Here is a 15,835-nt window from a genome sequence, read left to right on the forward strand (position 1 = left end):
CCGCAACAACCTTAAATATGCGGATTTCCCTATTTTCAAATTCAATTAAATTCCCTAAAATCTGCCTAACTAAAAAGCCATTGGACATATGGCAAGCGAGGGACGAATGAAGAAGGTGATTCTGGCAGGGCTGGTAATAGCGCAAGTCAGTACTTGTTCATTATCAGCATCCGCGCAGGGACTAGCCGGCAGGCTTTTACCAAAGTCCGAACTTTTAGGTTCAACCAAGGCAGACACTGTTTTCCAGATGCCTGAGTCTCTGGCTGAAGGTCAAAAATTACTAGGATCAGGGCAAGCCCCTAAAGCCGCTCAGTTATTTCAGCATTATGTTAGCGAGCATGACGCCGACAGCGAAGGCTACTTCTGGTTGGGAACCGCGCTTAATGAGATAGGCGATGCCAAAGGATCAGTCGATGCTTTCGGACAGGCTGTCACCATCAACAATCGCACTGGCGCAGATTCTGCCCAGCTAAGAGTAAACTTCGGCAATTCGCTCATGGTTCTGGAAAGAGTCGACGAAGCACTTTTCCAATACCACAAAGCAATTTCCATCGATCCTGGTGAAGCTAGAGCCTATTTCAATCTGGCAAGAGCCCAGATTAAAAAGGAAAGCCCTGTTACCGCGCAAGCTGCACTAGTCAACTTGCACAAGGCGGCAGCACTTGGTTTGACCCATCCGGACATACAGCGCTATAGCGCTATGAGCTATATCATCCTTTCTGAAAATGGAAAAGCAGCTGACGCCTTGAAGCAATACTTGCAGCAAGTGCCAAATGATCAGGCGGACAGCGGACTGCGCAAAACCATTGAAGACACAATTTCAGAACTAGTAACCACAAAAGAAGAAGCTGTCGAGCATCTAGTTACACCCATCGAGAAGCGCCAGTACACTCTAAGTCCAGAAATTGCTTATGCCGTTTTGGACATGGACGAATCCAAAAAGGTCGTCACAATAGGTGCCGAAGATTCCCGTGACCCCGACGACGGAGCTCAAGACGGCAACAACGACGGCATTTTCCAGATGAGTTCAATTGGCTTTGAGACACAAGTGTCCATTCACCCCAAATTAGTGGGTCTGGGCAAAAAGGTCGAACAATAGCGTAGTTGTCTCATTGTCCAAGTATTGAAAACGCCCTAGGATGGTCAAAAATCCGAGGGAAGCCATGTCATTTGAGGCAATTTCAAGAAAACAGGATACGCCTGCTACAAACGGCGATCATTGTCTTAGTGTGGTTGAAATCCCCGTGCTTTTAGCCGGGAAGAAGGCCGCCGAATACGAGAAGGCGGAGTATTTAGAGTCAAGCGACACGGCCCAACTATATAAACGCACCCACGACGCTGTTGTGCATGTCGTTCTAGAGATTAAGCCCAGTGAGTTGTTGAAACACGGCTTAATGGACAAGGACTTGTACAAGGAGCTTACCAAAGAAGAAAGGCAAACTAAGCTGAAAAACTCTGCAACAGGTTTTTTCATATCTTCGGATGGAATTTTGGTTACCAACTACCACGTAGCGCACATAAAATGCGACTTGAGCGCTCAATGGCCTGACGGCAGGAAAGTTAGCCTACGCAAGATAGCCGAAAATAAAAAAGCCGATCTCGCCATTCTTAAAATCGACAGTCCGGAACCAATGCGCGTAACTGCATTATCGCTTGCCAATGACGATGTCTTACCTAACGAAAAGTTGACTGCACTTGGTTATCCCAACCAATGGAACGCCTTACACCTCTCACCCGGAGAACTTCTCAAATCAGGCAAACGCAAGGATTTCTTGCCTAACTCTACCTGTCCGTCAGTAAAAGGTGTTCGTCAGTCACTTTCAATAATGCAAACCAGCTGCCATGAAGCACCAGGAGCATCTGGCTCACCGGTTTTAAATGAGACTGGAGAAGTCGTGGGAATAAACTTCGCCGGACCGTCACCGGATGCTGAGGACAAACCAATGCACAGCTTTGCTATTCCGGTTAAGGAATTGAAAAGGATTATGACAAGACTGCCGGAATTGCGAAACGTTATTGGCGAAACTAATTCACCAGCTCGACGATAGTTGCTATTCCTTGTCCTACTCCGATGCACATAGTAGCCAGCCCATAGCGGACTTTGCGACGCCTCATCTCGTGTACAAGTGTAGCCATCACGCGAGCACCAGTCGCACCTAGAGGATGTCCTAGGGCAATAGCTCCGCCGTTGACGTTCAATTTGGATTGATCAATGCCAAGATCTTGCACGCAGGCTAAGACTTGAATGGCGAATGCTTCGTTCAATTCGACAAGACCTATGTCGTTCATCGTCAATCCAGCTCTTTCAAGAACCTTCTTAGTAGCTGGAATTGGACCAAGTCCCATAACTGCCGGATCAACACCAGCGACTGCTGATGCTACATAGCGGGCCATCGGCTTCAAACCTAGCTCTTTGACTTTCTTGTCAGAGACAATAAGAACAGCAGCGGCTCCGTCGTTTATCCCGGAGGAATTACCGGCTGTAACCGTGCCGCCTTCGCGAAAAGCTGCTTTCAGTTTTGCAAGGTCAGCCATACTTGTTTCCGGACGCGGATGTTCGTCTTTGGAGACAACTATTGGAAGACCTTTTTTCTGCTTGACGGAAACCGATACTATTTCGTCGTTGAACTTGCCATCTTTGAGAGCGGCACCATATTTTTGCTGGCTGGACAAGGCAAACTCATCTTGCTCTTCGCGCGAAATTTTGTATTTTTCGCAGACATTTTCCGCTGTTTCACCCATGGAATAGGGGTGATACATTTTGGACAGCTTATCATTTATAAAACGCCAACCAAGTGTGGTATCAAACATTTTTAGATCGCCACGCGGCATAGCACTTTCAGGCTTACCCATAACGAAGGGCGCGCGTGTCATGGACTCAACACCACCGGCTATGTAAATGTCGCCACTGCCTGCAAGAATTGCCTGGCAGGCTTCATTGACTGCCATAAGCCCTGAACCACAAAGCCGGTTTACCGTGCCGCCGGCAACACTTACCGGCAGTCCGGCTAAAAGAGTCGCCATGCGTGCCACGTTGCGGTTGTCTTCACCTGCCTGATTGGCGCAACCCAATAAGACATCTTCGATTTGATTGGGATCAATGGCATTGCGTTTTACAAGCTCGGCAATAACCAGCGCTGCAAGATCATCCGGACGCATAGAGCCTAAGGCTCCTGCATAGCGCCCGATCGGTGTTCTCAATGCATCAACAATAAAAGCTTCCAAAGTTCCCCCTACGGTTGCACTAACCAAAACTGATTTTCTCTTACAAGCTCTGCCAAGACTTCCGCAGGGCAATTTGCATTACTTGCTACTTGTTCGACAACGCGAATATCCTGGTCATGCGCAAGACGCATCAGAGTATCGGCACTTGTTTTGTCCGAACCGGCCACTGTCCCACGCACGCGATAGTCCTTATCCTTAGCAAGTTCATCGAGCTTTGCCGCATCAGCAAGCGGGCTAAATACAAAAGCTGCTCTTACCATAGGACTTGTATCTTGAATAAGGTCTTTTGCTAAGTCAGCCGGCAATGACGGATTTTGTGCCGCCACACTCCTTACAAAAGTGTCGTCGGATTTAGTCAATTGTCCAAGAATGTACTCAGGACACTCTTTTTGGCCCGCCAAAAAGATCTTTACTGATACATCATTATCGTCAGCCAGCTTGATCAAAGCTTCCTTCGGCAAATCAGCACGAGCAAAAATAAGTTTTTCGACTTCCGAATCGCCGTCGCCGGCCAATGTAGTAAGTGCATCTTTCGGACACGACTTGTTTTTAGCTAGAGTTTGACGGACCCGAGACTGCGAATCTGCAGACAATCTGGTCAAAATAGTGCCCGCAGCATTCTCATTTCCGGCAACAGCTACTCGTACTTCCAATTCAGGATCTGCAGCAAGTAATGTTAGAGCCGCCGTTTCGAAAGTCTTATTTGCCAATCTTCGCCTTACGGATGGTTCTGAATCTTTAGCAAGTTTTACAGCCATGGCTGAAGAAAGTTTTCCATTAACGGCCAGCATTTCCTTAACGACCGTTGAAGGATGCTGAGAAAGTTTCAACATTATTGACTCAGGCAGATCAGTTCTTGCTGCCACTACTTGCACAACAGCAAGAGAGCTGTCATCTGCAAGTTTGGACAATTGTTCAAGGCCAGTATGGAGATTTTCCGCAGTGGCTGCTCTGACAATTGCTTCAGTGTCGACACTGAGCATTGCCAGCATAGACGTGCTGCAATTTGGATTTGCTGCCAATGCCCATCGTACTTTCGTATTAGCATCCTTTAGCAAGGCATTATGCATGTCAGAGGGCAAGTTCGGGTTTAAGGCTACTTCCGCTCTAACTTCCCATGCCGGATCCGCGGCTAGAACTCTCAATATGTCTGCCGGCGTAGATTCATTTGCGGCAACTGCTTCTCTAACAACAAGGCTTGAGTCTTTAGCCAAACCCTTCAATGTTTCGGCGGATGCTTTTTTGTTGGATGCAACAAACGACCTTACACCTAAATCTCCATCAGAAGCAAGGACGGAAAGACATTCAGGAGTTGCATTTACCTGGCGAGCAAGAAAAGATCTGACAAGACGGTCGCCCATTTTGCTCAAACGTTGCACAACATCGGGTGGCACATTCGGGTTTCGCGCCAAAGATAAAAGCAAGAATTCCGTTTGCCCTAGATTATTTGCTAAATCACGCAGAGCCTGAGGAGATGTTGCCGGATCAGATGCAATTAATTCATAGACACGGACTTGTTGATTCTTGGTCAACCTGCTCATTACAGTCGGCGAAAACGGCCGACCGCCTTTTACAAGTGCTTCAACAACAAATTGATCGGCATCACCTGCCAAACGGGACTTTATTTCGTCCGTGCATTTCGGATTTTGTGCAACCTGAGCACGCACTAAATCAGATGGATCTTTTGCCAATGTACTGAGTAACGAAGGTGGGCAATTGGCGTTTTTAGCTACTGCTAGGCGCAATCTTGGCGCCGGACCTTTTTCATTCCATACAGCAAGCTGTTGAGTTGGTTGAATAACAGCAGCTCTTGCTCGCGAAATATCCTTGCCGGATTCCTGCGAGAAAGCGGCAGTATTAGAAAGAGCCAAGGCCAATACGAACGGCACAAATTTTTGCGTCATGACAAGCTTCACCTCACCAAGAAATTTTAGTTCATTGGTGGACTTTCATGACGATTTCTTTGAGTTTTTCTCGGTCTATTTCCTGACTGGCATATTCGATATATTTCACCTGCCAGTCATCAAGGTCTTTCAATATCTCGGACAATGCCTGCCCGACGGCTCTGGCTGCAGCCAGGTCAATGCCCACTTCGCCGCCGGAGCCAATAGCAAACATACGAGCGCGCACCGAATAGCCCTGGGTGGCCTGAAGGGACAACTTCAGAAGGACGGAATTACGTTCTGATCCAACTGCCTGCCCAATGGCATAGACAATTTGCTGAAACTTATCCAGAGGTGCGGCAATGCCCTCTCTAGGAGCACCGACGAGCTTGTAATGCAAAAGCCTGTCTACTGCTTGCGAGAATGCCAAGGTAGTTATTGACTGCTGGTTATCAATGGCGTTTGAAATGGGTGTTAAACCATCACTCATTTCCCAGACAATCCGCATCAAATCAATTTCATCGCTTGTCAGCTCAGCTTGCGTACTAGGGTCCATCATTCGTCCGGAAGCGAGCAAATGATGCGAATCAGGATATCTTTCAAGCGGTGAATGCACGCCTTTTGGTAACTTGCCCCAGACAACCAAAATATTGTCTTGCGCCAATGCGCTATCAAGAAGCAGTTTGTCCAGAGGCTTGGTTACTTTCGCCGATTCGTGAGCAAGATCTGGTGGTGGTTGTCTTTGAATAAAGACGAAAATTCCTTCTCGCCATACAGAAGCAAATTCCAAAACTGCCGCGTTACCCAAGATACTTCCCAGCTTGGCATTAGTTAAAATGCCTTTTTCAAACAATGCTCTAAATTGCTGTCCTTTATACTCCACAGATAAGACTCCGGTTTCCCTGTTAGTGGAAAGAGTCTGCAAAACACCTGATGGATCCGTTGTGCCTAAATAACCAACCAGAGACTGGACGGATTTTTCTTCAGGGCTAGTTGTAACGACACGTTTAGTTTCTTCAGCACCCCCACCTTGTCCATAAAATGCTTGATCAGACAAAGCAATTTCCAATTGCCGACAACTCAAATAGCCTTTGGAAATAGCTAGTGATCCTAAAGACAACCGAACACTGTTGGATGTATTTTGCTGTTGAAAAAGCATCTCATCAAGTTGATCCTGGCTGACTATTCGCGACGCCAAAAGATATTCGCTCAGCTGAAAAGCAATTTTGTTCTTGAAGCAATTGACCAAAAAAGGCACTTTGGCAAATAGCGGATAAATTGCCTTCGACTCTTCAAGCGATCTCAATTCCTGTTTCAACTCATCCATTGTCAGTTTTCCAGGCTCTTTGGTCAGACGTTGAGAAAGGACGTTCAAAGGTGAGTAATTGTCGATGGCAGCCAATACTTTGTTGCGCTTGCGATGCGACTCTAGACCACCTTTGAGTTTGATACCAAAAGAGGTAAGTACGGGAATTGAAGACATAAGAATTTGTTCGGCTAGATCAGTCGACTTTTCCAGCTCGGCACCTTCTTCGGCAAATTTCCCGTAGACATGTTTCGCCAGCAATGGCGAATAGTCATAAACTTCAGCATGAGAGTCAAAAACACTGAAGCCTTTAGGTCCAAGTTGCGAATCCTTGGTAAAAACAATTACCTTGTCTTGTTTTACGACAGCCATGGCACCCGTGCTGCTAAGCACATTTTCAGCATGGGAAGCCAACTCTATTAGTGATTCGAACGAAAACAAAAAACCTGATTTGCGAGCATCAACTATCACAAAGTCGCACAGTTGTTTCACTTGTTCTAGTTTTTCCAGTTCAAGAACTGCATCAGGTCCAAATACCAAAAAGACAATTTTTTCTTCTGAGGCGGCATTAGCGACCTCACTTTGTCTTGTTTGCGACTGATTGGACTGAACGGACACGTCAACACCTTGTAATTGGCTTGTAATTTACACAGCCTGTAAATTACTATGCCCGCAATAGTGCCAAAAACAAACCCTAACAGGCTAAAGCTTCCAGAATTTCGTCGGCCAGCCAGCCTCTTTCAACCAGTATCTTACCTAAAGGCTTTTCGGAAGTACGCTGTTCAACCAGCGCAATACGCACCATATCTTCTGTTACCAGACCCAAGCCAATTAGACGCTGCCCAATCTGGTGAGGCGCATCGGCGGGGAGATTTATCAGCCGCTGGCTAAGTAAGAAACTGTCCAATTCCATCTGGGTTACAAGAGAGGCACTCTTTAATATTTCCCCAAGCGGTAAATTCAATATAGCTTGCTGTCCGAGAGCTTCCTGTAATTGTTCAAGACTGATTTTGCCGGAGGCGACCAGAAGCTGCCCTAATTTGGGCGGCAGCAGGGACTCTATGTCATCAGGCATTTTACTGGGCGAATCCTCGTCACCATCTAGAATCCGCTTATAAGCATCTTCAATACCTAGCGCAGCCTGGCGAGCCTGGACCCAAGACTGTGGTGTGGCCAGACAATCATCTTCATCAAGTGATGCCTTAAGGGCTTCATAAACCTGTGCAACTTCGTCTTTGCCGGCTGCTGGTGTCAGTCCGAGCAATAAATATGGACAAGTGGAACGAGCTTTTTGCAAGACTGTCATCGTAACCGTCCTCAATTCCAGTTTACCCCCGAACGCCCAGAACGGGAATAGACTTGTAACAGCAAGCGCCAATTAGATGCTGGACGGATTCTTAATGTTCCGGCTAAGCAAACCCAGAGAGCGCTTCTTTAAAGGCTTCCAGCTCATTAATTGGCTTTTGGCAGGTAAAGTTACGGCAAATATAAGCTGTCGGCTTACCTGATACTAATGGACGGTCTTTTAATAACGGCAGTTCAGAATGGTTGCTGGTGTCGTTTAGGACAACCGCGCTATTAGGCAAGTACTTTTTGCCGGCGGCAAAAACCATTTCTTGCGTTTCGTTAGTTCTGGCCGGATCAACAGACAAAACTATTTCAGCACCATTAGCCAAATGAAAGTCTAAAGCAGAAAGGAAATATGCAAACTGCTCGGCACCTTTGCCAAAATATGGTGCATACAAAGAAATGGTTGATTCAGCTTTTTTCCTATAAGACTCGCTGTCTGTAACTTTGGCCAAACGCAAAAGAGCAAACGCACAAGCAGCAGATGCCGATGGAATTGGTGCATCATAAAAACTCTTCGGGCGGGTAATTAGCGACTCGTGATCCGCACTTGTGTAGAAGAAACTACCATCATTCTTATCGAAAAATTGTTTGTCCATCACGTCGGCAAACTCAATTGCTTTTTCCACCCACTTAGGGTCCGCATCAACAGATGCCAAATCTAAAAGCGCCTCAGTAAAATATGCGTAGTCATCAAGGTAGCCATTGAGCTTGGATTTACCTTTGCCCCAAGTTCTAAGCAAACGCCCGTTTACTGACAATTTGGCAAGAATAAATTCGGCTGCTTTCTTTGCCGCCTGCAAATAACGCTCGTCGCAAAGAACGCGATAACCGGCGACAAAGCCTGAGATCATAAGACTATTCCAAGCGGTTAAAACCTTTTCGTCACGGGCCGGACGCACACGCTTGTTTCTGTAAGCCAATAATTTCTCGTTGATAGCGGACAAACGCTTATTAAACTCATCCACGCCGAGATTGGCTCTACGGGCCAATTCAGATGGGGTATCGGTCAAGTTCAAGACAGTGGTCTGGTGTTCAAAATTACCAAAAGGTGTAACACCATATACCTGGCTGGCGAAAGTAGCTTCATCAGAAGGAAGAATTTCGTCAATTTCCTTGGGCGTGAATACGTAAAACTTGCCTTCTTCACCTTCACTATCGGCATCGAGACTGGAGTAAAACGCGCCATCTTCAGATGTAAGCTCCCGCAAAACAAATTCCAAAACGTTTTTGCCTACTATTTTGTAGTAGTCGTTTTCATATACAAGTGATGCTTCCAAATAGAGTCTGGCTAAAAGCGCATTGTCATAAAGCATCTTTTCAAAATGTGGCACCAGCCATTGGCGATCCACTGAATAACGAGCAAAACCACCGCCAATTTGATCTTGAATGCCGCCCTGAGCCATTTTATTCAAAGTAAGTCCAAGCAAATCGTGTAATTGCCTGTCGTTTTTAACTTTGCGCAAAAGAAAAAACAATGCTGAGGCTTGAGGAAATTTCGGCGCACCGCCGAAGCCGCCCCACTGACGATCAAAGATCATCATCAGCCTTTCAAGAGCCGGCTCAAATACATCGAATGTCAGTTTGGCACCGGTTGGTTCCACTTCGGTCATTTGCCTTAAGTAAATGGCCATCTCATTGGAACTGGCAAGAACATCTTCCCGTTTTTCATGCCAAGTCTTGGCTACAGACAAAAGCACGCGCCGAAAACTCGGTAAACCATGTCTGTCTTGTGGCGGAAAATAGGTACCACCATAGAATGGTTTTAAATCAGGCGTCAAAAACACAGTCATCGGCCAGCCGCCGTGACCGGTCATCATTTGTACGGAGCGCATGTAAATATCATCAAGATCAGGTCGTTCTTCGCGGTCCACTTTTATTGGCACGAAATACTCGTTCATGATCTCGGCAATTCCGGGATCTTCAAACGACTCATGCTCCATGACGTGACACCAGTGGCAAGCAGCGTAGCCGATGGAAAGCAGTATTGGCTTATCGTCAAACTTGGCCTTTTCCAAAGCTTCGTCAGACCAAGCAAACCAATCGACAGGATTGTAAGCATGCTGCAAAAGATACGGACTGGTTTCTTCAATTAGGCGATTTGCTTTGGACTTGGTCATTTAGACTACCTTTCTCAATTGCTTGCGAAGACTTGTTTGTCCTATTCTGCAAAGCGATTTCATAAGCCCTTAAGGTGTCTGCTACGGTTTTGTCCCAGGTCAATTCTTGCGCTCTCAATCGAGCCGCCTCGCCCATGGCAGCGCAACGTTTTCTGTCGGCCATTAGATATTCCATTTGCTTAGCCAGTTCTTTTGCATCTAAGTGATCTTCCAAAACTAATCCGGTTTCACCGACAATTTCCGACACACCGGAGACGCGGCTGACAATCGGTGTAAGTCCTTTGAGCATGCCTTGCAGGGCAGTCATGCCAAACGGTTCCACTCGTGAAGGCAAAACAATGGCCATGCCTTGCTTATAAACGGCATCCATATCTTTGCGGAAGCCTAAGTAAGTAACCAATCCCGTTAAATCCATTGCCTTCAAACGCAGTTTATCCAAGGGACGCAAAGAAATACCGGCAACAATTAGATGGAATAACTTGCCTTGTTTTCTCAAGTGATAGCAGGCGGACAACAGCACATCCAGTCCCTTTTTGCGGTAACCGCGACCGACAAACAAGAAAGTAAACGGCTGTTTACCGGCAAGCTCGCTTGGCGCGCCTTGAACCTGACTAATATCTTGTACTGTTTCAAAAATATTCTTCTCTTGCACTTTAGGTTCAGCAAGCTTTGCTCCTGGATAGGCAATGACTGACGGCTTGCTTTCACTGATGTTGTAGTTGCTGTAAAAATCATCGCGGCAAACTTTAGCGGAAAAGACCAGACACTTTCCCTCGTTCAACAACAGTTGATCGTATTCATCGCGCAAACGATAACGAGCCAATAATTGAAACTTCGTCCAGTTAACCAAATTCTCCCAGCGTTTACCGACTTTATAGAGACGGTGCACACTGTGATTGTGAAATGTCACTACATCAACGCCATTAACAGGCAGGTGCTGGCTGTGCACGATATCAAATGAGCCGGCTTGTTTAAGCGCTCGACTAGCAGCTTCAAAATAATGAGTTAGGCGCTTATCTTTCGATGTACCGGCGGCAGGAGCAGGGAGATAATGGAAAGACAAATTGTCCGACTCTATAAGTGTGTTGCTCACTTCGCAAATCACTTTTACTGTGTGTCCGCGCTCAAGTAGACCTTCAACGAGTTTATGGGTGTAAAGTTCCAAACCGCCGTTTGTAGAAAACGAACGAACAACCATAGCGATATTTAGCTTGTTCAAAGCAGTCATCGGTACCACCTGCTTACTTAGCTACTTTGGCCTTGTTTGCTTGTTTTTCAGCGGCTTCTTGTGCTTCCAATAGCCACTGAGCTTCAAGAGCTGCCATACAGCCTGTTCCCGCAGCAGAAATTGCTTGTCGGTAGAGAGGATCTTGCACGTCGCCGGCAGCAAACACTCCCTTAATAGCAGTCTTCACGCCGTCAGTAACGATATAACCACTTTCATCCAATTCAAGCTGACCGACAAATAATTCGGTATTCGGCTTGTGGCCAATAGCAACAAAGACGCCGTCGGCAGGCAAATCTTCAACTTTGTTGGTTTTCAAATTGCGCAACTTAATGGATGTCACATGTCCAGCATTAACATCATCAATTTCATCGATGACGCTATCCAGGACAAATTTGATTTTCGGGTTGTCCATGGCGCGATCAACCATAATTTTGGAAGCACGGAATGAATCACGACGGTGAACAAGTGTCACCGATGAAGCGAAACGAGTTAAGAAAATAGCTTCTTCCATAGCCGTGTCGCCGCCGCCTACAACATAGACAACTTTGTCCTTGAAGAAAAAGCCGTCGCAAGTGGCACATGCGGAAACTCCATGTCCCATCAGTTTGGATTCAGATTCCAATCCTAATAATTTGGCAGATGCGCCTGTGCAAATAATCAAAGTGTCGGTTACTATTTCTTCGCCGCTTGTTTTGATAACAAATGGGCTCTTACTTAAATCGACACTTTCAGCATTGTCGAATATGAACTGCGTGCCGAAACGCTCAGCTTGTTTGTGCATGAGCTCCATAAGATCGGGACCAAGGATGCCATCGGGAAATCCTGGGAAATTTTCAACATCGGTAGTAATTGTGAGCTGTCCGCCGGCTTGCAAACCTTGAATGACCAATGGTTCCAAATCGGCGCGCGCGGCATAAATTGCCGCAGTCAGACCAGCTGATCCGGATCCTAAAATCGTTACTTTCTTACGAATGGCCATTTATCTTCCCGTACATCCCAATATCTTCTCGCTATATCGACTAAAAAGCGCTTGATGTCCCGGACATCAACATCACCAATTGTATGGCTGTGGAAGGCACATTGAGGGCAATTTGAGAATTACTTAAATAAGTGGCGATACTACAGTGGGGCGTAAGCCGTATGGAAGCTGCTTGCGGCTTTTGGCAAACAGTTTCATGGCGTGCTCGTTCTGGTTCTTGATAGCTTCAGAAGCCGCCATTTCCTCTGGTAAGTCCTTAATAAGCTCGCCAATGCGCGTCAAATCGTTAAAACGTCCTAAATCCTGCTGCGTTTTGTAAAGCCCAATACTGGTCAAGCCAAAGAATTCAGCCAGGAAAAATCGCCAAGACTTTACTCCCAGACGCAGTTGATGCAGCTCGGGTGGCGTTTTTGCCGACCTTTCCATATCCAAGACGGCTTTTTCCTGCTCAACCAGATATCTTTCCAGATGCTGATAGGCAGTTTCTTGTCCATAGCTACTTTCAAAAAGCCTGCGACTTAACTTTCTGGCTCGGCTGTTTAAACACTTGTCGAAATCTTTCACTAATTGATCAACATCTAATGCTTTGACGTACTTCTTGGCTTTCTTGTTCAGAACCTCTTGCTCAGTTTTCCACTTGTCAAGAGTTTCTTTGGTTACCCCAACCTTTGACCCAAGTTCAATGTTTACATCCATGTCTCGGGCTGCTCCTAATACTTTTAGTAGCTTCTGCAACTTCTTACCGACCTTTTTGGCAAATTTCTTGCTCTCAAATCCATCCCGCCGCAAAACCTCCCACACAGAATCCCAGCGCCTCAAAGCAATCCGAGCATCGTGCACTCTTTTGGAGCTGAATTTTTTCGACAATTGAAATAGTTCGCGCTCAAGTGCGTCCCAGACGGTAAAAGCGGTGTCTCTTTCAGAAACAACCCAGGTCAATGCAGCTAAGTGAGGTGGAATATGCGGTTCATAGGGCGCACTAAGACTAGCTTCTAGAGCCTTTCTAACCGAGGAACCACCCGACCCCGATTTCATTTGTCACATCCTTCAAATTTGTCTTCTCAATACAATCAAATCATTTGTCAGAACGCGCTGGAATATCCTGCTACTCAATCACTTAATATTGCGCAACAGCATCTTAGCTGATTCGATTATCGTATATCCGGGTAATCAATTTGTGTTACTCATTTAGTATGGATTGTAGTCTGGAGTCGCTCAATGCCCCAAAAAAGTTGTCTAATTGCGGTAAGCCTTTTACTATCTTTTGGTTTTGCTTTACCAACTGTCGCGCAACCGCCTGCAACAAATCCAGCTAAAGAGGTCGAAAAACCAGCAGCAAATCCCGCGGGCTTTGAAGAACATATGACTTTGGCCGCCGATCTATTCAAGAAAGAAAAAATTGAAGAGGCAATCAAGGAATTTGAAGCAGCTCTCGCCCTTGATCCAAATAATGTCGTAGTGGAAAACTGGCTCGGTTTTTGCCATCAGCAATTAGGGTTCAATTTGCAAAGACAAGACAAACAAGATCCAGCCGTTGCTGAATTTGAAAAGGCCATTCACAACTTTGAACGAGCAGTGGAACTCGATGATGATTATGCCGAAGGTCACAACAATTTGGCATCTGTTTATCAACAATTGTCGCGCAACGAGAAAGCCGAAGAGGAGTTCAAAAAGGCGCTCACCTTGAAGCCTGACTTCAAGGAAGCTCGCTTCAATTTAGCTTATGTATTGGCTCAGCTTAAGAAAAACGACGAGGCAATTGCTGAATTTCAAAAGGTAATTGCAGCCGATCCTAAATTTGCCGATGCTTATTATCAAGTCGGTTGTCTCTATCACAAGAAAAAGGACAACGCGAAAGCCGTTGAGTTTTATAATAAATGCTTGGAATTAGACTCCAAAAATGCCGCAGCTATAACCAAATTGGGCGTTATTGAATTACAGGCAGGCAATAAGGAAAAAGCCTTTGCCCAATTCGCTCAGGCCCTTTCAATTGATCCTAATTTCTACGAAGCTCACATAAACCAAGGCACCATCTACCTAGACAGCAACGACACATCTAAGGCACTGGAGAAACTTGCTAAGGCTTTAGAGATAAATCCTTATGATGATCAAGTGCATTTCCAACTAGGTAGGCTCTTTTTCCGCCAGCAGCGATTCAAAGACGCCATTGATCAACTCAATCAAGCAATTTATCTCAACCCGGAAAACGCCGATGCCAAACTAGAACTGGAAAAGGTAGTTGAGGCAAAGAAGAAGGTCTAAGTCGAATTAGCTTGCAGAATCCTTAGAAACCGCAGCAATGGAAAAGCAGACGAAAGCTTGAGAATAATGTTGCGACGAGCTTACTTCTTTAGCAAGTCAGCCAAAACGGCTCTGGAACGCTTGAGTACCAGATCCTTGCCGCCACGTGAATAGACAGCGCGGGCACGCTCCATAACAGAAGGCATCTTAACCGGTTTGTGCGCCGGCAATCTGTGGGGATTGCGACAGAATTCCTTGAGTGGCAGGACTGTTTTATACCATACAAAGTCCTGCGATAACGACTTTGCGCCCTGGCTATATTTATCGCGCAAGTCGTTACTTGAAATTAGTGCATCAATTGCATTGACCCAAGCTTTGACGTCTTTGTATGGCAGTGCCATGCCGGCAGAATTTTGGGAAATGAGATCGGCCAATTGATCTCCGCCTGTAGTCAAAATTGGCAATCCAGCCCAGAGATAATCAAGAATTCTTGTGCGGAAGGAAAATCTTGTTTCCGGAAGATCATAGTGAGCCGAAACAGCAACATCGGCGTCCAGCAAATAATTGACTCTGTCGGCATAAGAAATCCACGAGTCACCAAAGAAAACGTGTTTGTCCAGAACTCCTAATTCTGCAGCCAATTTCTTTGCTTCAATCACAATAGGCATTTGCGCAACTTGTGGGTTGGGCGACTTAATGCCCATGAAGTACAGCTTCAAATTCTTCTTGGTCTTGGACAGCTCTGCTACTGCTTTAATTATGGTCAAGGGATCAAACCATTGCCATATGCCACCACCCCAGACGAGAACAAAGTCGTCTTCATTTATTCCAGCGACCTGTCCTTTAATACCTGGTCCTGTTTTCTTAGCCGGATTTGCGGGCAATCCAAATGGCACTACATCAATTAGCTTGCGGAAACTGCCGTCGAATTTGTACATTTCGGGTGTCATGCGACCAAGTTCACAGAAGCGACCTAACCAATAATCTCGTTGTCGCTCCGATGCGCAAAGACAGAAGTCCGCTCTGAGCATGTGCTTTTTCAGGACTTGATGCATCAGTCGATAGCTGGACGAAGCAGTAACAGGATCATCTGCATACTCAGCTAAAATCGAGAGCAAATAAGGGTCGTAAAGATCTACAACAATTGGTTTATCCAAGTCTGCCAAATGCGGGTAAGTCTTCAGAACATTTGCTTGAACAAAAATAACATCAGCTTTCTCCGCGACCTTGTAAAGCTTGCCTTTACCCAGACCAGCTAAAAGTTTCACGCTGGACGGAGCGCCCTCAATGCCTTCCAAGTCCGTTGATCTTGGAGAATAAAGGATTACATCAAATTCATCTGCCAACTGCTTACCTAGCTCGACAGCCCGAATGGCAGGGCCTGCCATCTGTTTGGCGATAGGTTCGAGCGTAATAATGAGAATTTGGCGTCGCACTGTCATATCCGGCATATCTATGCCCTAAAGCAGCTGTATATCGGGCTCATTATATCCTGATAAGGCCCAA

At 46.0% G+C, this 15,835-nt stretch carries 12 protein-coding genes; 3 read left to right on the forward strand and 9 right to left on the reverse strand.

The window, feature by feature from the left end; translation table 11 throughout:
- The first annotated feature begins 106 nt into the window (after window positions 1-106).
- Complete coding sequence (locus tag K2Y22_10585) at window positions 107-1,099, forward strand: tetratricopeptide repeat protein (protein MBX9878891.1); 993 nt, start codon at window positions 107-109, stop codon at window positions 1,097-1,099.
- A 64-nt stretch (window positions 1,100-1,163) separates the two neighbouring features.
- A complete protein-coding gene (locus tag K2Y22_10590) occupies window positions 1,164-2,048 on the forward strand; it encodes a serine protease (protein MBX9878892.1) in 885 nt (294 codons plus the stop codon).
- Here K2Y22_10590 and K2Y22_10595 read toward each other — a convergent pair.
- The 8 genes from K2Y22_10595 to K2Y22_10630 form a co-directional block, all read right to left on the reverse strand.
- Window positions 2,026-3,225: an acetyl-CoA C-acyltransferase gene (locus K2Y22_10595; GenBank protein ID MBX9878893.1), complete on the reverse strand. Its 1,200-nt coding sequence runs from the start codon at window positions 3,223-3,225 to the stop codon at window positions 2,026-2,028. The two genes, K2Y22_10590 and K2Y22_10595, sit on opposite strands and share 23 nt — an antisense overlap.
- 8 nt (window positions 3,226-3,233) lie before the next feature.
- Window positions 3,234-5,129, reverse strand: coding sequence for a hypothetical protein (locus K2Y22_10600; GenBank protein ID MBX9878894.1), 1,896 nt, complete (start codon window positions 5,127-5,129; stop codon window positions 3,234-3,236).
- Between the two features lie 31 nt (window positions 5,130-5,160).
- Entirely contained in the window at window positions 5,161-7,032 is a 1,872-nt protein-coding gene (locus tag K2Y22_10605; GenBank protein ID MBX9878895.1) for a DUF4388 domain-containing protein, read from the reverse strand.
- A 76-nt stretch (window positions 7,033-7,108) separates the two neighbouring features.
- The gene (locus K2Y22_10610; GenBank protein ID MBX9878896.1) at window positions 7,109-7,720 is read right to left on the reverse strand and encodes a hypothetical protein; all 612 of its coding nucleotides are present in this window, start codon (window positions 7,718-7,720) and stop codon (window positions 7,109-7,111) included.
- 103 nt (window positions 7,721-7,823) lie between these two features.
- Window positions 7,824-9,881: a thioredoxin domain-containing protein gene (locus K2Y22_10615; GenBank protein MBX9878897.1), complete on the reverse strand. Its 2,058-nt coding sequence runs from the start codon at window positions 9,879-9,881 to the stop codon at window positions 7,824-7,826.
- Window positions 9,850-11,109, reverse strand: a complete 1,260-nt coding sequence (locus tag K2Y22_10620; GenBank protein ID MBX9878898.1) for a glycosyltransferase family 4 protein — start codon at window positions 11,107-11,109, stop codon at window positions 9,850-9,852. The genes K2Y22_10615 and K2Y22_10620 overlap by 32 nt, the downstream gene beginning before the upstream one ends.
- A 13-nt stretch (window positions 11,110-11,122) precedes the next feature.
- The gene (gene trxB, locus K2Y22_10625; protein ID MBX9878899.1) at window positions 11,123-12,088 is read right to left on the reverse strand and encodes a thioredoxin-disulfide reductase; all 966 of its coding nucleotides are present in this window, start codon (window positions 12,086-12,088) and stop codon (window positions 11,123-11,125) included.
- Window positions 12,089-12,211: 123 nt separating this feature from the next.
- On the reverse strand, window positions 12,212-13,123 hold the full coding sequence (locus K2Y22_10630; protein ID MBX9878900.1) for a CHAD domain-containing protein: 912 nt from the start codon (window positions 13,121-13,123) through the stop codon (window positions 12,212-12,214).
- 183 nt (window positions 13,124-13,306) lie between these two features.
- Between K2Y22_10630 and K2Y22_10635 the strand changes: the two genes are divergently transcribed.
- On the forward strand, window positions 13,307-14,350 hold the full coding sequence (locus K2Y22_10635) for a tetratricopeptide repeat protein (GenBank protein ID MBX9878901.1): 1,044 nt from the start codon (window positions 13,307-13,309) through the stop codon (window positions 14,348-14,350).
- Between the two features lie 80 nt (window positions 14,351-14,430).
- Here K2Y22_10635 and K2Y22_10640 read toward each other — a convergent pair whose 3' ends face one another.
- Window positions 14,431-15,780: a glycosyltransferase gene (locus K2Y22_10640; GenBank protein MBX9878902.1), complete on the reverse strand. Its 1,350-nt coding sequence runs from the start codon at window positions 15,778-15,780 to the stop codon at window positions 14,431-14,433.
- Window positions 15,781-15,835: the final 55 nt, after the last annotated feature.

The sequence above is a fragment of the Candidatus Obscuribacterales bacterium genome (genome assembly GCA_019744775.1).
Classification (GTDB): Bacteria; Cyanobacteriota; Vampirovibrionia; order Obscuribacterales; family Obscuribacteraceae; genus SBAT01.

Bases quoted from the DNA above. Each gene is read 5' to 3' on its own strand.
- K2Y22_10585 (MBX9878891.1), top strand. From the start codon at position 107: ATGAAGAAGGTGATTCTGGCAGGGCTGGTAATAGCGCAAGTCAGTACT.
- K2Y22_10590 (MBX9878892.1), top strand. From the start codon at position 1,164: ATGTCATTTGAGGCAATTTCAAGAAAACAGGATACGCCTGCTACAAAC.
- K2Y22_10600 (MBX9878894.1), bottom strand. From the start codon at position 5,129: ATGACGCAAAAATTTGTGCCGTTCGTATTGGCCTTGGCTCTTTCTAAT.
- K2Y22_10610 (MBX9878896.1), bottom strand. From the start codon at position 7,720: ATGACAGTCTTGCAAAAAGCTCGTTCCACTTGTCCATATTTATTGCTC.
- K2Y22_10615 (MBX9878897.1), bottom strand. From the start codon at position 9,881: ATGACCAAGTCCAAAGCAAATCGCCTAATTGAAGAAACCAGTCCGTAT.
- K2Y22_10620 (MBX9878898.1), bottom strand. From the start codon at position 11,109: ATGACTGCTTTGAACAAGCTAAATATCGCTATGGTTGTTCGTTCGTTT.
- trxB (MBX9878899.1), bottom strand. From the start codon at position 12,088: ATGGCCATTCGTAAGAAAGTAACGATTTTAGGATCCGGATCAGCTGGT.
- K2Y22_10630 (MBX9878900.1), bottom strand. From the start codon at position 13,123: ATGAAATCGGGGTCGGGTGGTTCCTCGGTTAGAAAGGCTCTAGAAGCT.
- K2Y22_10635 (MBX9878901.1), top strand. From the start codon at position 13,307: ATGCCCCAAAAAAGTTGTCTAATTGCGGTAAGCCTTTTACTATCTTTT.
- K2Y22_10640 (MBX9878902.1), bottom strand. From the start codon at position 15,780: ATGCCGGATATGACAGTGCGACGCCAAATTCTCATTATTACGCTCGAA.